13 protein-coding genes are annotated in these 17,280 nt (G+C 36.3%); 7 read left to right on the top strand and 6 right to left on the bottom strand.

The window, feature by feature from the left end:
• Positions 1-348 precede the first annotated feature (348 nt).
• The 3 genes from ABD915_RS01370 to ABD915_RS01360 all read left to right on the top strand — a co-directional run bounded on the left by ABD915_RS01370 (position 349) and on the right by ABD915_RS01360 (position 4,597).
• Positions 349-2,265, top strand: coding sequence for an MFS transporter (locus ABD915_RS01370; protein WP_345114112.1), 1,917 nt, complete (start codon positions 349-351; stop codon positions 2,263-2,265).
• Positions 2,266-2,829: 564 nt separating this feature from the next.
• Positions 2,830-3,603, top strand: coding sequence for a Bax inhibitor-1/YccA family protein (locus ABD915_RS01365; RefSeq protein ID WP_345114109.1), 774 nt, complete (start codon positions 2,830-2,832; stop codon positions 3,601-3,603).
• A gap of 130 nt (positions 3,604-3,733) precedes the next feature.
• Entirely contained in the window at positions 3,734-4,597 is an 864-nt protein-coding gene (locus ABD915_RS01360; RefSeq protein WP_345114106.1) for an endonuclease/exonuclease/phosphatase family protein, read from the top strand.
• A 6-nt stretch (positions 4,598-4,603) separates the two neighbouring features.
• Here the strand turns inward: ABD915_RS01360 and polA are convergent, their stop codons facing one another.
• The 6 genes from polA to ABD915_RS01330 form a co-directional block, all read right to left on the bottom strand.
• Positions 4,604-7,510 carry a DNA polymerase I gene (gene polA / locus ABD915_RS01355; protein WP_345114103.1) on the bottom strand — a complete coding sequence of 969 codons (2,907 nt, stop codon included), beginning with the start codon at positions 7,508-7,510 and terminating at the stop codon, positions 4,604-4,606.
• A 330-nt stretch (positions 7,511-7,840) separates the two neighbouring features.
• Positions 7,841-8,545: a DNA polymerase III subunit epsilon gene (gene dnaQ, locus ABD915_RS01350; RefSeq protein ID WP_345114100.1), complete on the bottom strand. Its 705-nt coding sequence runs from the start codon at positions 8,543-8,545 to the stop codon at positions 7,841-7,843.
• A 4-nt stretch (positions 8,546-8,549) separates the two neighbouring features.
• Positions 8,550-9,137: a dephospho-CoA kinase gene (gene coaE / locus ABD915_RS01345; RefSeq protein ID WP_345114097.1), complete on the bottom strand. Its 588-nt coding sequence runs from the start codon at positions 9,135-9,137 to the stop codon at positions 8,550-8,552.
• Complete coding sequence (locus ABD915_RS01340; protein WP_345114094.1) at positions 9,134-10,015, bottom strand: shikimate dehydrogenase; 882 nt, start codon at positions 10,013-10,015, stop codon at positions 9,134-9,136. The genes coaE and ABD915_RS01340 overlap by 4 nt, the downstream gene beginning before the upstream one ends.
• A complete protein-coding gene (locus ABD915_RS01335; RefSeq protein WP_345114091.1) occupies positions 10,008-10,604 on the bottom strand; it encodes a Maf family nucleotide pyrophosphatase in 597 nt (198 codons plus the stop codon). Before ABD915_RS01335 ends, ABD915_RS01340 begins: the two co-directional genes overlap by 8 nt.
• A 12-nt stretch (positions 10,605-10,616) precedes the next feature.
• On the bottom strand, positions 10,617-11,441 hold the full coding sequence (locus tag ABD915_RS01330) for a pyruvate, water dikinase regulatory protein (protein ID WP_345114088.1): 825 nt from the start codon (positions 11,439-11,441) through the stop codon (positions 10,617-10,619).
• Positions 11,442-12,046: 605 nt separating this feature from the next.
• Between ABD915_RS01330 and rho the strand changes: the two genes are divergently transcribed.
• From rho to rsmG, 4 genes are all read left to right on the top strand, one after another.
• Positions 12,047-13,312, top strand: coding sequence for a transcription termination factor Rho (gene rho, locus ABD915_RS01325; RefSeq protein WP_006923656.1), 1,266 nt, complete (start codon positions 12,047-12,049; stop codon positions 13,310-13,312).
• A 31-nt stretch (positions 13,313-13,343) separates the two neighbouring features.
• Positions 13,344-14,651, top strand: a complete 1,308-nt coding sequence (mnmE, locus tag ABD915_RS01320) for a tRNA uridine-5-carboxymethylaminomethyl(34) synthesis GTPase MnmE (protein ID WP_345114079.1) — start codon at positions 13,344-13,346, stop codon at positions 14,649-14,651.
• A 109-nt stretch (positions 14,652-14,760) separates the two neighbouring features.
• Positions 14,761-16,629, top strand: a complete 1,869-nt coding sequence (mnmG, locus tag ABD915_RS01315) for a tRNA uridine-5-carboxymethylaminomethyl(34) synthesis enzyme MnmG (RefSeq protein WP_345114076.1) — start codon at positions 14,761-14,763, stop codon at positions 16,627-16,629.
• Positions 16,629-17,276 (top strand): 16S rRNA (guanine(527)-N(7))-methyltransferase RsmG, encoded by a 648-nt coding sequence (gene rsmG, locus ABD915_RS01310; protein WP_345114073.1) that lies wholly within the window; start codon positions 16,629-16,631, stop codon positions 17,274-17,276. The genes mnmG and rsmG overlap by 1 nt, the downstream gene beginning before the upstream one ends.
• Positions 17,277-17,280: the final 4 nt, after the last annotated feature.

Genomic DNA, 17,280 nt, shown 5'->3' with positions numbered 1-17,280 from the left:
TTTTCATTCTGTCATTTAAGTAAATTAACGACCTTATTGGTAATAAGTTAAAAGCCGCTCTTCGTAAAATGCACCGTAAAATTATTATACCTCTAACATTTTATGTTATTACACTTAAATTACGTGTTCCATAGATTTTAAAATATGATCATAGATAGTATGCATAAAGACCTAATATCCTCATATTGTTTTTTTGCTTCTCCGACCTGTTTATATCCAGTTATCAAAGAGAGAACATGGCGTTTTTATTAATTTAAAACCGAAAATATTATATTGGTTCCTCTTTTCTTCTCGAAACATGCTATTTCTTTTACATGAGGATATAAACGACCATGGAGAGAAAAACAGATGAATGAAAAGAATACGACACCTGCTAAAACTTTTCTAAGTGCAGATAATCGTTCTTTTTTATTGAGTTCGCGCGCTTTTGCACCTTTGTTTTGGAGCCAATTTTTTGCTGCTTTTAATGATCATTTTGTCAAAAACACTCTGATTTTTCTCATTGTTAAGTGTAGCTCTTCAGAATATCAAGCAAGCCTTATTAGCTTAACAAGTGGTATTTTTTCGCTCCCTCATTTTTTATTTTCTGCAACAGGGGGACAATTGGCTGACTGCTTTAGTAAAGCAAAAGTTGCTCGTTTAATTAAATTTTTTACTCTCTTCATTGCTGTCGCAACTGCAGGTTCTGTGCTCTTATCCTCTATCACTTTGCTCATGATATGCTTATTTCTTTTTAGTTGTGCCTCAGCACTTTTTGGACCCATTAAATATGCAGCATTACCCGATCATATGGCAAAAATCCACCTGCCACGTGCCAATGCATGGATAGAAACAGCAACCTTTACCGCTATTTTACTAGGAACATTATGGGCTGGTCTTAGTTTCAATTTTCAAAGCGAATTACAAATTATTCCAGCACTTATTATAATTATTTTAGCTGTATTTTCATGGGCTACAAGCTGCTTTATGCCAGAAAATACCCCTGCACAATCGAATATTACTGTTGACCATAATATTATACGTGCCACAATATCCATTCTCAAATATTGCACTCAAGAAAAAAACTTATTCGTTGCAAGCCTCATAGTTTCTTGGTTTTGGTTTATGGGAGCCACAATTTTATCAGTCATCCCAATATTAACTGCCTCTCTCAATTGCCTTCTTTATGGAACTATTATATTTTTTACGCTCTTTTCCATTTTTAGTGCTATTGGCTCTGCAATGGTAGCTTGGCTTTCAGCAGAGAGAATTAACTTATTATTAGCGGTTATCGGAACTTTTGTCTTTGGCTTTGTTTGTATCGACTTAAGTTTTGTCATTAATGGTCTTCATCCTGAATTAAAAGTTGAAACACTTAGTGATTTTTTTTCTCATTCACAGTTATTGCACATTATGTTTGATTTTTCTTTAGCAGCAATTTCAGGAATATTTCTTGTTGTTCCTAGTTTTGCAGCACTGCAAGCTTGGACTAAACCGGACCATCGCGCACGTGTTATCGCTGCTAATAACATCCTAAATGCTGCCTTTATAGTTATAGGAGCAAGTATAATTACTTTTATTCAATACCTTGGCGTTTCAATTGATATAGTAATTATTATGCTCGGTATCGCCTCTTTAGCAGTTGCTATTGCTATGCTAAAATATTTACCTACCAATCCTTTCCTCGATTTTATTTTTATTCTTTTTCGTCTGTTTTTCCGTTTAGAAATTAAGGGCGTGAAAAATCTTGCTAAAGCAGGAAAATCTCCCATTCTAATCTTTAACCATTCGTCTTTTCTTGATAGTTTTCTGGCTCTCGTTATTTGTGAAACAATAAACTTGCACGCTCCAGTTATCGTTATTGACGCTAATACTGCAAAATTTTGGTGGTTTCGTCCCTTTATTAAACATATAAATGCTTTTCCTATGGATCCCTCACATCCATTCGCAAACCGTTATCTTATACACACCGTAAAACAAAGAAAACCGCTTGTCATTTTTCTAGAAAAGGATACCTCTACTACAAACGCTTTTAAGAAAGTCTACGAAAGCGCTGCCTGGATTGTTGATAAAACAAAAGCAAAAGTGGTTCCCATTAAAATTTATGGTCTTGAACGTACTCTTTTTTCAAGTTTTTCTGGCATACACTGTAAACTTTTTCCTAAAATATGTGCTACCATTAATAAACCTGTTGATTTAAATATTGATGCAAATCTAAAAAGTCGCGCCCGCCGTCAAACCGCTAGAAATAAATTGTATCGTATTATAACGAATCTGATCTTTTGAATTCTCTAGGTTAAAATAGTACATTTTTTACGAACTTGCGAAAAAGCCTCGTAATTATAGGAAGTACATAAAAATTATTAAAGGCTCTCTTACAGACCCGATAAGTTATAGGCTTACATTTAAATTCTAAAGAATTCGCATTTTAGCTCCAAAACCGGCTGCACTTATCCTAAAAAATTACCAGAATGTTACTCCTCTCAGCAAAGATAAAGTGATGCAAAAAACAAATTTTGGGTATTTACGCGTCAATCAAACTTCACTGAAATAAAGAATTTCTTGCAAATTTATCCAAATGAAATTGATTTTCTTATCACTAGCAAAATAGACTATACAATCTTACAAAAAATTTACTAAAAAGATTGCATATTCTTAATCAATACCAACCCTTTCATTAACAATTTGTAAGCTTCGCTTTTTATAAAAGTCTCTTGTAATTTTTTAATAAATCCCCATAATAAGGGGAGGTAAGCTGGGATTCCGCCAGCGTCGCCTAGGGTTGTCCATATTTATCAATCCTTTTTAACCCCGACAGCTGACGGAACATATGCTAAAGGACTTTATATTATGGCTGATTTCAAAAAATTACGTTCGGCGTCTGTTTCTCATGCAGATGCATCAATCGATCAAGGATTGCGCAGCTATATGCTGGGCGTCTATAATACAATGGCCATTGGTTTGCTTATTACAGCCGCTGCCGCTTATGCTATTGCCTCATTGGCTACAACAACCGATATGAGCCAAGCAGCCGCCCAAATCAATAGCAGTGTTTACTTAACATCGTTTGGAGTGACATTTTATACGTCACCATTATCCTATATCGTTATGTTTGCGCCACTCGTAGCTGTGCTCTTTCTCAGTTTTAAAATTAACACATTGAGCACAAGTGCTGCCCGTAGCCTCTTTTTTGGTTATGCTGCCCTTGTTGGACTCTCGTTGTCCTCAATCATTTTGCGTTATACACCTGAAAGTGTTGTGCAAACATTTGTCATTACAGCCGCATCTTTTGGTGCTCTTTCACTTTATGGTTATACGACACAACGTGATCTCACGGCGATGCGGTCATTCTTTTTTATCGGTTTGGTTGGCTTGATGCTTTCCATGATTGTTAATATCTTTCTTGGATCTAGTGCTTTACAATTCGCTATTTCCGTGATTGGTGTTTTTATCTTTGCTGGTTTAACTGCTTACGATACACAGAGCATCAAATTAATGTATTATGAAGGGGATGGAGACGACACCCGAGGTCGTAAAATTATTATGGGTGCATTGAATCTTTATCTTGATTTCGTCAATATGTTTGTCTTCCTGCTGCAATTTCTCGGCTCAAACCGTGATTGATGACAGCAATCATCGCTTAACTAAAGAACCTTGTTTCTGAAAAGAAACAGGGTTTTTTAATTTTTAATAGTAAGTGTTTACTTATTAACTCCTTAGTACCATAAACGATATAAAAAATTGCAACTAAAAAATGATAAAAAAGCCTTATAAGCGAAAAATTCTCTGGCCAACAACATTTATCCAGCAAAAACTCCACACACCCTTGTTAAACACTATTTTTAATCGTTCTGGCCATCAGACAACCGCAACCAAAGATAATAACTACTATGATCTTGTCGTTGCTTCTTACAATATCCATAAATGTGTAGGTGTTGATAAAGTTTTTAACCCTACCCGTATTGTGCATGTTATTGCTGAACTAAAAACTGATATTCTTGCTCTTCAAGAAGCAGACAAACGTTTTGGCGAACGTACTGGCTTGATTGATCTTCAGCTCTTAAAAGCTGAAACAGGTTTGATTCCTGTGCCCCTGAATACTATGTCACCAAATGGTCATGGTTGGCATGGTAATGCTCTTTTTTTGCGCCAAGGACATATATGTGATATCTTACAAATTACTCTTCCTGGCATTGAACCTCGTGGCGCTGTAATTGCAGAATTAGAAATGAAAATTGGTCGGATTCGTATTATTGCTACTCATTTTGGCCTGTTGCGCTACTCTCGTAATCAGCAAGTAAAAACGCTTCTTGCACTTTTGCAAAAACGTCCTCTTATGCCCACAGTTCTCATTGGTGATCTCAATGAATGGAGATTAGGTAAAGGTTCGTCTTTAAATCCTTTTTCTTCCTATTTTGATAGCACACTCGGAGCTGTGCCCAGTTTTCCCTCTCGGTTTCCCTTTTTAGCTCTTGATAGAATTTTTGCTTTTCCCCATCAATTAGTAATAAATGTTGAAAACCATTTTTCACCACTCGCGCGTATTGCTTCAGATCATTTACCAATCAAAGCACATATTAGTCTTGCTAATGCAATGACCACTCTAAAAAGTAAGTGAATAAAACTAATGTGCCTCATCCCAATTTCGAGCAGCCATCACTTTTACTTCAAGCGGTACAGACAAAGATAATACCGGCATTGTAGCATTTTCCATAACCTTTTTAACAAGAGCTATCGTCTTATCTGTCTCGGCTTTTGGTACTTCAAAAATCAGTTCATCATGCACTTGCAGTAACATTTTTGCTGACAATTTTTCTTTTTCTAAAGCATTTTCTATCTGAATCATGGCACGACGAATGATGTCTGCTGCTGACCCTTGAATCGGCGCATTAATAGCAGCTCGTTCATTAAAAGCACGAACTTGCGGATTAGAGGCTTTTATTTCAGGATAATGAATACGACGACCAAAAATAGTTTGAACATAACCATGTTGACGTGCAAAGATTTTAGTCGCTTCCATATACTCTTTAATTCCCGGAAACCTTTCAAAATAAAGTTGAATATAACGACTTGCTTCTTGCCGCGAAAGACCCAATTGATTTGCTAATCCAAAAGCCGAAATACCGTAAATAATGCCGAAATTAATCGCTTTCGCACGCCTGCGTATATCTGGCGACATTTCTTTTATAGAAACCCCAAACATTTGTGACGCAGTTATCGCATGAATATCTTGTCCCCTAGCAAAAGCTTCTTTTAATGCAGTAATATCAGCAATATGCGCAAGAATACGCAATTCAATTTGGCTATAATCAGCTGATAAAAGCTCATGCCCTTCCGGAGCAATAAAAGCTGTTCGGATTTTACGCCCTTCAGCAGTGCGTACCGGTATATTTTGTAAATTGGGCTCTGATGAAGATAAGCGCCCTGTTGATGTTATCGCTAAAGAATAATTCGTATGAACACGCCCTGTTTTAGGCAAAATATAAGCAGGTAAAGCATCTGCGTAAGTTGACTTTAGTTTTACCAGTTGACGCCAATCAATAATCTTACGTGGCAAAATATGACCTTCAGCAGCCAACTCTTCTAAAGTCTGAGCAGAAGTTGACCATTGTCCACCTTTCGTCTTAGCGCCTCCAGACAGCCCCATTTTATCAAACAGGATCTCACCTAATTGCTTTGGTGAAGCAATATTAAATTTCTCACCAACCAACTGATAAATTTCTTCTTCCAAAGCAAAAGCAGCTTGTGCCAATTCTCCTGAAATACGCAATAAAATCTGTCGATCAATAAGAATCCCACGCTCTTCCATTCTTGCGAGAACTTCTATTAGCGGTCGGTCCAAGCGTTCATAAATTTTTGTCATTCCCTGGGCTACAAGCTGTGGTTTTAAAACTTGCCACAACCGAAGCGTTATATCGGCATCTTCTGCTGCATAAAAGGTTGCCTGTTTCAAATCAACTTGCGCAAAGGAAGAAATCTTTTTTCCATTATGCGTTAAATCCTTGTAAGAAATTGGTTTATGTCCAAGCCAGCGTTCAGACAAAGCATCCATATTATGCGTTAAAGCTCCAGCATCTAAAGCATATGACAAAAGCATTGTGTCATCAAAAGAATATATCACAATACCCTGTTGCTTCATCACCAGCCAATCATATTTCATATTTTGACCAATTTTTAAAATCGCTTTATTTTCTAATATCGGCTTTAAAAGCGCCAAAGCCTTTTTGATCTCAATTTGTTCAGCAATACGCCCACCTCCCCAAAGATCATCTCCTCCCTGAATATGTTCAAGTGGTATATAGGCTGCTTTTCCTGGCTGTAATGCTAATGAAAAACCAACAAGCTTTGCTTGCAGTGGATCAAGAGAGGTTGTTTCAGTATCAAAAGCAAAATAACCTTGCTCTTCTGCTTCTGACAACCATTCTTGCAAAATTTCTTCATCCAGAATCGTTGTATAAGCCTCTCTTGTAATTTTTTGCATGAGAGCTTGATCTTTACGTTTTTGTGCCAAAACCTGTGGCGAATTTTCAGAAAAACTATGCGATAGCGGTGTCGCAACTTTTTGCACATCCAAAACGCACCCATAATCAGTCTCTGCACGCTCAATATTTATATCGAGTGCATCAATGACTGTTGCATCACATTCTGTGGCTTCTGCCACGCGACGCGTGAGTGTCGTAAATTCCATTGCCTTCAGAAAAGCAATTAAACGCGGACCATCTTGCGGTTCTAAAACAAAACTCTCTAAATTATTCTCTATAGGGACATCTGTTTTAAGCCTAACGAGTTCACGAGAAATTTTTGCTTGCTCAGCATAATTTTGAATGTTTTCACGTCGCTTTGTTTGCTTAACTTCTGCTACACGTTGCAATAAAAGATCAAGAGTACCAAATTGATCCAATAATTGGGCCGCAATTTTGGGACCAATACCGGGGATACCTGGGACATTATCGGTTGGATCTCCAGTCAAAGCTTGCAAATCGACCATTTTTTCAGGCGCCACACCCCATTTTTCTATGACTTCAGAAATACCAATATGTTTGTCTTTCATTCCATCATATAAAGATACATGTGTGTTCACCAATTGCATTAAATCTTTATCAGAAGAAATGATCGTTGTTTTTACTCCATTCTGAGTTGCCAATTGTGCATAGGTAGCAATTAAATCATCTGCTTCGAATCCTTCTTTTTCAATACAAGGCAAATTAAAAGCCTTTGTTGCCTGTCGTATTAACGCGAATTGCGGAATAAGGTCTTCAGGAGGTGCCTCTCTATTGGCTTTATATTGAGGGTAAATTTTTTTGCGGAATGTATCAGAGGAATAATCAAAAATGACAGCAAAATGCGTTGGAATAACACCAGCAGCTGTATTACGGGCATCACAGAGTAATTTCCATAACATATTACAAAAACCAGCGACAGCTCCTACAGGAAGTCCATCTTTTTTGCGCTTTAAAGGTGGCAAGGCGTAGTAAGCACGAAAAATATAACCCGATCCATCAACCAAAAAAAGATGATCTTTTGTTTCCATGACAATTCCATTTCTCTATTTCAGCTAAAAAATAACTTACTCTTATATTTTTTTTTATTATTATTTTAAAATTTATCAAACCGCCTCTAAAAAGCCATTTTTTATCTCCATAAAGCATGAAGTCGTTACATTTTACATTTAGTACCTAAAGCTTTTCTTTGCTGTTACAGGACATAATAGCTTTCATTTTGCTCCTCCTATGAGAGCTGAGGTACAACGTGGCGACAAGGTCGTTGTGGTGTTCCCCTCCCCACAACGACCATATTTTTTAGGATCTTGTTTTTCCTAGACTTTAGATAATCTTCTCAGGTCAGGGAAAATGTGAGTGAACTATTCAGGAACTTTGAAATTATTCCAAAGAGCTTTTTCACCCATTTTTTTGATAAAATCGGCATGCATACTTTTTTCTTGTGCATTTAACCTTGAAGGCAAAGCTTGAGGGCGAGATTTAACGAGTGAAAAAGCATTGTTAATACCTTGGGTATCCACAACGCTCCCAATGTTATTGAAACCCAATACACCCTGTTTTCCACCAATGAGCTCAATATAAACATCGGCGAGAATCTCCGCATCAAGCAGAGCACCATGAAGAACACGATGACTATTATCAATGCCAAAACGTTTGCATAAAACATCAAGAGAATTAGGACCCATAGGAAATTTGCGCCGTGCCATAGCTAATGTATCAAGAATATTATCAACACTGATAAGTGGCTTATTCGCCCGCCCTAATTCTGCATTCAGAAAGCCAATATCAAAACTTGCATTATGGGCAATCATTGTTGCACCATTAATAAATTCCAAAAACGCATCGGCAATATCACTAAAGCTTTTTTCGTTCTTTAAGCGTTCATTGGTTAATCCATGAATTGCTACAACTTCCTCAGGAATAATAACACCTTGCGGATTTAAATAAACATGGAATCGACGTCCCGTAAGATAGCGATCAACCATTTCTACACAACCGATTTCGATTATGCGATCTTTCTCTTTATCCAAACCTGTCGTTTCTGTATCAAAAATAATTTCACGCATTACTTCAATTCTTTAGCAAAATTTTCATTATATCAAAAACTTGTTGACGTGTATTCTCTAAATCTTTTCCTGTATCAATGACAAAATCAGCACGCGCTCGTTTTTTTTCATCAGATATCTGTTTGGCATTGATAAATGCAAATTTTTCTTCATTCATATTTGGACGAATCATTGCACGCTCTTTTTGTATTGCCAGTGGAGCAGAGACAACAACAACACTGTCCACACGATTTTCACTTTTGTTTTCAAAAAGCAAAGGAATCTCTAGAACTATTAATTTTTCCCCATTTTTGCGCGCTGTATCAATAAATTCTTTTTCTTTTTTTTGCACTAAAGGGTGGACCATGTCTTCTAATGTTTGTAACTTTTCACTATCATTGATCAAAATCTTTGAAAGCTTTAGGCGATTAACTTTACCATTTTCAACAACACTAGGGAAAATCTGTTCTATGAACGACAAAGTTGGTTCACTCTTATAAAGTTCGTGTACTGCTTCATCAGCGCTAAAAACAGGAATACCTGCTTGTTTGAAAAAATCAGCAACTGTTGATTTTCCCATAGCGATTGATCCTGTCAATCCTATGATTTTCATCCTTTATCTTTACCCATATCCTTTAAGATTGTCTCTCGTAATTCTCTTGTTACCTGCGGTCTTATTCCAAACCATCTTTCAAAACCAATAACAGCTTGATGTAAAAGCATACCAAGTCCATCAACTGTCCTTAGACCATGAGCTTTTGCTTGTTGTAAAAAAGGTGTTATCAATGGCGCGTAAACAATATCTGCCACCAATGCGGTTGCCTTTGTTTTATGAAAATCACAGAAAAAAGAAACACTTTTTTCATCATATGAATTTGTTATACCTACAGAAGTCGTATTGACAATCAAATCAGCTTGATAAACTAGTTCACCAGTATTATGCCAATCGTGGACTTCAATAGGTTTTCCAAAATGCTCGGCTAGATCATTTGCGCGTTGCTTTGTACGATTAACTAAGCAAATACGTTCAAATCCACGTTTTTTTAAGGCATATAAAATAGCGCGTGCAGCACCACCTGCACCAAAAACAAGAGCTGTTTCTCCAACCCAATCAGAAAAAGAATCATCAAGATTAGCGCCGAAACCATAGGCATCACTATTTGTGGCACAAAGCTTATCCCCTTCATACCACAGCGTATTAGCAGCACCAATCATTGTGGATACTTCATCTTTATGATCCGCTAAACGGAAAGCTTCCTGCTTATAAGGTAACGTAACATTGCCTCCACAAAAACCTCTCTTTTGTAGAGATATAATAAAATCCTCGAATCTTTCAGGTGTTATTTCCTGTGCTAAATATTCACCTTGTAAACCATATTGTTTAAGCCAAAAGTTGTGAATTTTTGGCGATTTTGAATGGTGAATAGGGGTGCCTACAACAAAAGCACATGGAGAATTTTTTTCTTTGCACTTTATTGTAAAATCAACCATCAATGGCTCCTAAATGACGCAATTTTACGATCAAAGGCAAAAGTGGTAAACCAATAATAGTAAAAAAATCTCCATCAATTTTTTCAAAAAGATGAATTCCTTCACCTTCAATTTGATATACTCCCACACTGTTTAGAACATCTGACCCTACACGTGCTAAATAACGTTCAATGAATGCTGTTGAGAGAGAACGTACAGACATATGAGCACTAAAAGCTTCAACCCAAATTTCTTGGCCATTCCGAAATAAAGCTACCGCACTATGAAGAGAATGTGTTTTACCTGATAAAGTGCATAAACGTTGACGTGCTTCCCTGCTATTTGTAACTTTGTGAAAAATCTGACCTTCCAAATCAAGTACTTGATCACAACCTATAACCAAAGCATCAGGAAAGCGATCAGAAACATTTTTTGCTTTCGCACTTGCAAGAAAACAACAAAGTTCTTTAGGTGTTTTTGCTTCTGCTGTTTTTTCTATCTCTCTTTCATCAAAAGAGGCCCCCTCAATGAAAAAACTTAACCCTGCTTTTTTCAACAATTGTGCACGATAAGAACTAAGGGATGCTAATATTAACGTTTCTGCTGCCATGAAAATTTTCTTTCATTTTTTTTCACGAAATCGTGATAAAAGTTCAAATATCGCTGCAGCCGTTTCTTCAATAGAGCGTCTTGTGACATCAATAATAGGCCAACCAAAACGTTCGCAAATGCGTTTTGCATAAGTCAATTCTTCAGCTATATTGATTCGATCAGTATAACTTTCAAGAGCAAAATCATCCCCTAAATCCCGATTTTGTCGAATATGTGAGATTCGTTCAGCTGAAGCGATTAAACCAATGATCAAAGCATTTTTTGCTTCTAAAAGAGTTTCAGGTAAATCAATCCCTGGAATAAGAGGAACATTAGCAGCTTTTATTCCACGATTTGCTAAATAAATACTGGTTGGTGTTTTAGAAGTTCTTGAAATTCCTACAAGTATCACATCTGCATTCAATAAGCTGTTGGGAGATTGCCCATCATCATGCTCTATTGTAAAATCCAACGCTTCAATACGGCGAAAATAATCTGCATTGAGATCATGTTGTGCACTAACACGTAAATTTGTGGGCATTCCAAGATAAGACTGAAAAGCATCCAAAACAGGGTGCAGTATATCAATGCAGGGAACTTCTATTTTCTCACATATTCTCCTAAGAAGCAGTTTAATCTTTTTATCAATAATTGTGTAAAGAACTATACCCGGCTCTTGTTGTATTTCATCGAGAGCTCTTTGCAGCTGTGTTTCATTGCGAATCATCGGATAGATATGCTCTGTTGTCTGAATCATCGTGTATTGCGACGCTACAGCCCTTCCCACAGAGATTAACGTTTCCCCTGTTGCATCAGAAAGCATATGTAAATGAAAGAACTTTTTTTCTCTTGTCACAAAAATTTTAACCTCTTGTTAATAAATGTGTATATACCATCTTAATATTTCATAAAATGAAATTTTAGAGAAAACTCTCCGTTATTATGCACAAATTGAACAATTGTGATAAATAAACTCTTCTTATGAAAAAAGAATGGGGATAATATTCTTAAAATAGTGTTATGCTTTATTTTTTTTAATTTGCCTTTGTGGATAAAGTTGAGGATGAATAAGGTATAAATAATAATCCACATTAAACACAGGCTTAAATAAGAAGAATCCTCTTTCTCTCTTAAATTATTAATATAAAAAAATTTAAAAATAAAAATTCTTTTGAAGATTAATTTATTAACGATATAAAGGTGTTTTCTTTAAAGCTATTGAATATGATATATTGTGTAAGTTCTTTTATTATTAAATATTTTCTATGAAACGTTTTTTATAAGCGATTTTGAAGTATGATTGCTAAATTATATAGGAAGATAAATCTTATGAAGGATACTTGCAGTTTTAAAAAGTTAAGTGTAGAATATATTCACCTTACTAAGAGTGTCCTATTCTTCAGATTTTCCATAAATTAATTTTGAAAAAGATTCCTTACCTAATGATAAAGAGCATATTTCATGCAAGAAATGAAATTACAAGAACTTAAAAGTAAAAATCCAGTTGAACTTGTCTCTTTTGCTGAAACATTAGAAGTTGAAAATGCTTCTCTTATGCGTAAGCAAGAATTAATGTTTGCTATCTTGAAAAAACTTGCTTCGCAAGACGTAGAAATTATAGGAGAAGGAGTTGTTGAAGTTTTACAAGATGGCTTTGGATTTTTAAGATCTGCAGATGCTAATTATCTTCCTGGACCTGATGATATTTACCTTTCTCCTGCACAGATTCAGTCTTTTTCTTTAAAAACAGGTGATACTGTTGAAGGTCCTATCCGTAGTCCAAAAGAAGGAGAACGTTATTTTGCCCTTCTTAAGATTAATACAATCAATTTTGAAGATCCTGAAAAAATTCGCTATAAAATTCACTTCGATAATCTCACTCCCCTTTACTCAAATGAACGTTTTCAAATGGAAATACAGGATCCTACAGAGAAGGATATGTCATCACGGGTGATTGATTTAATATCTCCATTGGGAAAGGGACAGCGAGGATTAATTGTAGCTCCTCCTCGTACAGGGAAAACGGTTTTACTTCAAAATATTGCTCATTCTATCACGACTAATCATCCTGAATGTTACCTTATCGTTCTCTTAATTGATGAACGACCAGAAGAAGTTACTGATATGCAACGTTCTGTAAAAGGAGAGGTAGTCTCTTCTACTTTTGATGAGCCAGCTATACGTCATGTGCAAGTAGCTGAAATGGTTATTGAAAAAGCAAAGCGCCTTGTTGAATATGGGCGTGATGTCGTTATTCTCCTCGATTCCATTACACGTCTTGGGCGTGCTTATAATACTGTTGTTCCTTCATCAGGTAAAGTCTTGACAGGTGGTGTAGATGCAAATGCTTTGCAGCGTCCAAAGCGTTTTTTTGGTGCAGCACGTAACATTGAAGAAGGTGGCTCTTTAACCATTATTGCAACGGCTTTGATTGATACTGGTAGTCGTATGGATGAGGTTATTTTTGAAGAATTTAAGGGTACAGGTAATTCGGAAATTGTTCTTGATCGTAAAGTTGCTGATAAGCGTATTTTCCCTGCTATGGATATTTTGAAGTCGGGAACGCGTAAGGAAGAGCTCTTAGTAGCACGGCAAGACTTACACAAAATTTTTGTACTTCGTCGTATTTTAGCACCCATGAATGTAACAGATGCAATTGAATTTTTAATTGATAAATTAAAACAAACGAAAAACAATAGTGAATTTTTTGATTCAATGAATACATAAGATCATTAGTTTTTCAATTAGGATACATCCTGTGGATACAATCTTTGCTGTTTCGAGTGGATTGTTGCCTTCAGGGGTTGCAGTCATTCGGCTTTCTGGTCCTCATGTTGTGAATATTGTTAAGACGCTTTGTGGTTGTTTACCCAAAGCGCGATTCATGCATTATGGGAAGCTTACGGCTCGTGATGGGAGCTTTTTAGATTCTGCTTTAACTGTTTTTTTTCCTGCTCCTCATAGTTTTACGGGAGAAGATTGTGCAGAATTTCATTTGCATGGAGGAAAAGCAGTTGTTAATCGTTTTCTCGATGAATTGTCTACATTTGATGGTTGTCGTATTGCAGAGGCAGGTGAATTTTCGCGTCGTGCCTTCATGGAGGGAAAATTAGATCTTGTTCAGGCAGAAGGTCTTGCTGATTTAATAGAAGCAGAAACGGAAAGTCAGCGTCGTTTAGCCGTTATGGGCACAAGTGGGTGTTTAACAACACTTTATCGCGATTGGCGCAATAAACTTATGAAAGTACGTGCTTTTATTGAAGCAGAACTTGATTTTGCTGATGAAGCTGATATCCCCAATTCAATATCTGATAAAGTTTGGAAAGATGTGGAAGATCTGTGTACTTCTCTTCGGGAACATATTTCCGAGGGAGAACGTGCGAGTATTTTACGTGACGGATTAAAAATTGTCATTGCGGGAGCTCCAAATTCTGGGAAATCAAGCATCATGAATCGTTTGGCTGGAAGATCTGTTTCTATTGTGACAGAAGAAGCTGGTACAACCCGTGATGCTTTAGAAATGAGACTTGTTCTTGGTGGTTTACCAGTTTTTTTAACAGATACTGCTGGTTTTAGGAAAACAGAAAATAAAATTGAACAGTTAGGAATAGAAGTTGCAAAGCAGCATGTTATGGATGCTGATTTGGTTATTTTAGTTTATGATATGAAAAATCCTAAAAAAGTTGATTTACCAGAAACATCGGCTGAAATATGGCATGTTGGTAATAAGCTTGATCTTTATGAAAAGAATGAAACGCATTGGTTTATGCAGTTTTCTGCATTAACCGGTTTAAATTTTGATTATTTTATCAAAAAACTTGAGTCATTTTGTTCACATCGTGCTTCTGAAATTGGTAATCTTGTTCCAGCACGTAAAAGGCAACTTCAGTTATTAAAAGATGCTGTTAAAGAAATTGAAGCTGCTGTGAATTACCATTCTCTTGATTTAAGCTTACGTGCAGAACATCTTCGTCGTGCAAGTGATTTTCTTGGGAGAATTACGGGAGATATAGATGTTGAAGATTTGCTTGATATTATTTTTTCAGAGTTTTGTATTGGTAAATAATGATTCACGTGAAACATTGATTATTTCATAGACAGATTTAAAAGATTATGTATTTTACATCTTGTTTCACGTGAAACTTGAGAGTAGATTCTCTATGGAATGAATATAGATGCAGTTATATGATGTTATTGTTGTTGGGGGTGGTCATGCCGGCTGTGAAGCTGCTTCAGCTTCAGCGCGCTCTGGAGCGCGGACAGCACTCGTTACGCACAAAATATCAGCAATAGGAACAATGTCTTGTAATCCTGCTATTGGTGGGCTTGGAAAAGGACATTTAGTTCGTGAAATAGATGCTTTGGATGGTATTATGGGACGAGCAGCGGATGCTGCTGGAATTCAATTCCGTCTTCTTAATCGACGTAAAGGACCAGCAGTAAGAGGACCACGTACTCAAGCTGACCGGCAATTGTATAAAGAAGCAGTTCAAAAACTTTTACAAGAACAAAATAATCTCGTTTTAATTGAAGATGAGGCTATTGATCTTATTGTTAAAGATCATTGTGTTTCAGGTATTGTTTTAAAAAATCAAGGAATAATTAGTTCTGGTGCTGTTGTTTTGACAACAGGTACATTTTTAAATGGTCTTATTCATATTGGTAATAAAACATGGGCTGCTGGACGTATGGGCGATCAGTCAAGTGTGCAACTTGCTGAACGCATAAAAAATCATGGAATAAAACTTGGTCGATTAAAAACAGGAACGCCTGCACGTCTTAGTAAAAAAACAATTCGTTGGGAATGTCTTCCAAAACAACAGGCAGATGAAGATCCTGTTCCCTTTTCTTTTTTAACTGAGAAAATTGAACAATCTCAAATTGAATGTGCAATAACACGTACAAATGCACAAACACATCAAATTATTCGTGATAATATTCATAGATCTGCTTTATATTCTGGAACTATTGAAGGATTAGGACCACGTTATTGCCCTTCAGTTGAAGATAAAATTATCAAATTTGGGGAACGTGATGGACATCAGGTTTTTCTGGAACCAGAGGGGTTAAATGATGATACTGTTTATCCAAATGGTCTTTCTACTTCTCTTCCTGAAGATGTACAGATTTCTTTATTGAAAACTATTGAAGGATTGGAAAATGTTGAGGTTTTACAACCTGGTTATGCTATTGAATATGATTTTGTTAATCCACGACAACTGACAAAAACTTTAGAGTTGCGGGCTTTACCAGGGTTATTTTTGGCAGGCCAAATTAATGGTACAACAGGATATGAGGAAGCTGCAGCACAAGGGCTTTTGGCTGGGTTAAATGCCGCACATAAGGTTGGTAAATTAGATGAAGTACTTATAAGTCGTTCTACAGCTTATATTGGTGTTATGATAGATGATTTAGTCTCGCGAGGAGTTTGTGAACCTTATAGAATGTTTACATCACGTGCTGAATTTCGTTTGTCTTTACGATCTGATAATGCTGATGCGCGTTTAACACCTTTAGCACAACAATGGGGAATTGTGAGTCAAACACGTTGGGATTGTTATCAGAAAAAACAGCAACGTCTCGATCAAGCACGATCACTGTGCAAAAAACTTTTTCTAACACCTAATGAAGCCTCTGCACATGGATTACAAATAAACCACGATGGGATTAGACGATCGGCTTATGATCTTCTTGCCTATCCTCATATGACTATACAACGTCTTTCACATTTTTGGCCACAACTACAATCAATTGATTCTAAAACCGTCGAATCTTTGGAAATTGAAGCACAGTACGCAGTTTATTTAGAAAAACAAGCACAGGATATTATTGCTCTTCAAAGAGATGAACGTTTAGAAATTCCCTCTTCTCTTGATATTCAGTCAATTTCGGGTCTTTCAAATGAGTTAAAAACAAAAATTCAAGAAGTTTCGCCGCGTTCAATTGCTGATGCACAAAAAATTGATGGTATGACACCTGCTGCATTATCACTTATTATTACGTATATTCAACGTCAAAGACGTGAAAAGGCTAAATTAGCTTAATGGATATTTCTATAGAAAAAAAATATAAAGCACTGTTAAAAATTATTCCTTCTGTTTCACGTGAAACGATGGAAAATTTAGCACAATTTGAAAGCTTGGTCATTCAATGGAATACGCATATTAATTTAATATCTCCTGCAACAATACCAGTTCTGTGGACGCGTCATATCTTGGACTCAGCTCAAATTTATCCTTTACATAGTCACTTTTTAAACTGGTGTGATCTTGGTTCAGGAGGAGGATTTCCCGCAATTGTTATTGCTATTTTAATGAAAGAAAAAAAAGTGGGGCATATTGATCTCGTTGAAAGTAATGGAAAAAAAATAGCTTTTTTACGAACAGTCATTGCTCAACTTAGTCTTCCAGCAACAGTTCATCACTGTAGAATTGAAGATGTTTATGAAAAAATAAGGATGCCCGACGTTATAACAGCGCGAGGATTAGCTCCGCTAGATGCTCTCTTACAGCTTATTTTTCCATTGTTAACACAAAAAACAATAGCTCTTTTGCAAAAAGGTCGGGATTACTCTACAGAAATAAAAAATGCCTCTGCCAATTGGCGCTTTGATCTGCTAAAACATAAAAGTAAAATTGATGAAAATTCTGTTATTTTAGAAATTTCGCATGTTCGATCATGTAGAGGGTAAAGCA

Source organism: Bartonella jaculi (assembly GCF_039543045.1).
Classification (GTDB): domain Bacteria; phylum Pseudomonadota; class Alphaproteobacteria; order Rhizobiales; family Rhizobiaceae; genus Bartonella; species Bartonella jaculi.
Note: the sequence above shows the minus strand (reverse complement) of the source record. Positions and strands in the feature narration are given on the sequence as shown.

What these genes read in the sequence shown, in the direction of transcription:
- ABD915_RS01370 (WP_345114112.1), top strand. Translation starts at nt 349, where the DNA reads ATGAATGAAAAGAATACGACACCTGCTAAAACTTTTCTAAGTGCAGAT.
- ABD915_RS01365 (WP_345114109.1), top strand. Translation starts at nt 2,830, where the DNA reads ATGGCTGATTTCAAAAAATTACGTTCGGCGTCTGTTTCTCATGCAGAT.
- ABD915_RS01360 (WP_345114106.1), top strand. Translation starts at nt 3,734, where the DNA reads ATGATAAAAAAGCCTTATAAGCGAAAAATTCTCTGGCCAACAACATTT.
- polA (WP_345114103.1), bottom strand. Translation starts at nt 7,510, where the DNA reads ATGGAAACAAAAGATCATCTTTTTTTGGTTGATGGATCGGGTTATATT.
- dnaQ (WP_345114100.1), bottom strand. Translation starts at nt 8,545, where the DNA reads ATGCGTGAAATTATTTTTGATACAGAAACGACAGGTTTGGATAAAGAG.
- coaE (WP_345114097.1), bottom strand. Translation starts at nt 9,137, where the DNA reads ATGAAAATCATAGGATTGACAGGATCAATCGCTATGGGAAAATCAACA.
- ABD915_RS01340 (WP_345114094.1), bottom strand. Translation starts at nt 10,015, where the DNA reads ATGGTTGATTTTACAATAAAGTGCAAAGAAAAAAATTCTCCATGTGCT.
- ABD915_RS01335 (WP_345114091.1), bottom strand. Translation starts at nt 10,604, where the DNA reads ATGGCAGCAGAAACGTTAATATTAGCATCCCTTAGTTCTTATCGTGCA.
- rho (WP_006923656.1), top strand. Translation starts at nt 12,047, where the DNA reads ATGCAAGAAATGAAATTACAAGAACTTAAAAGTAAAAATCCAGTTGAA.
- mnmG (WP_345114076.1), top strand. Translation starts at nt 14,761, where the DNA reads ATGCAGTTATATGATGTTATTGTTGTTGGGGGTGGTCATGCCGGCTGT.
- rsmG (WP_345114073.1), top strand. Translation starts at nt 16,629, where the DNA reads ATGGATATTTCTATAGAAAAAAAATATAAAGCACTGTTAAAAATTATT.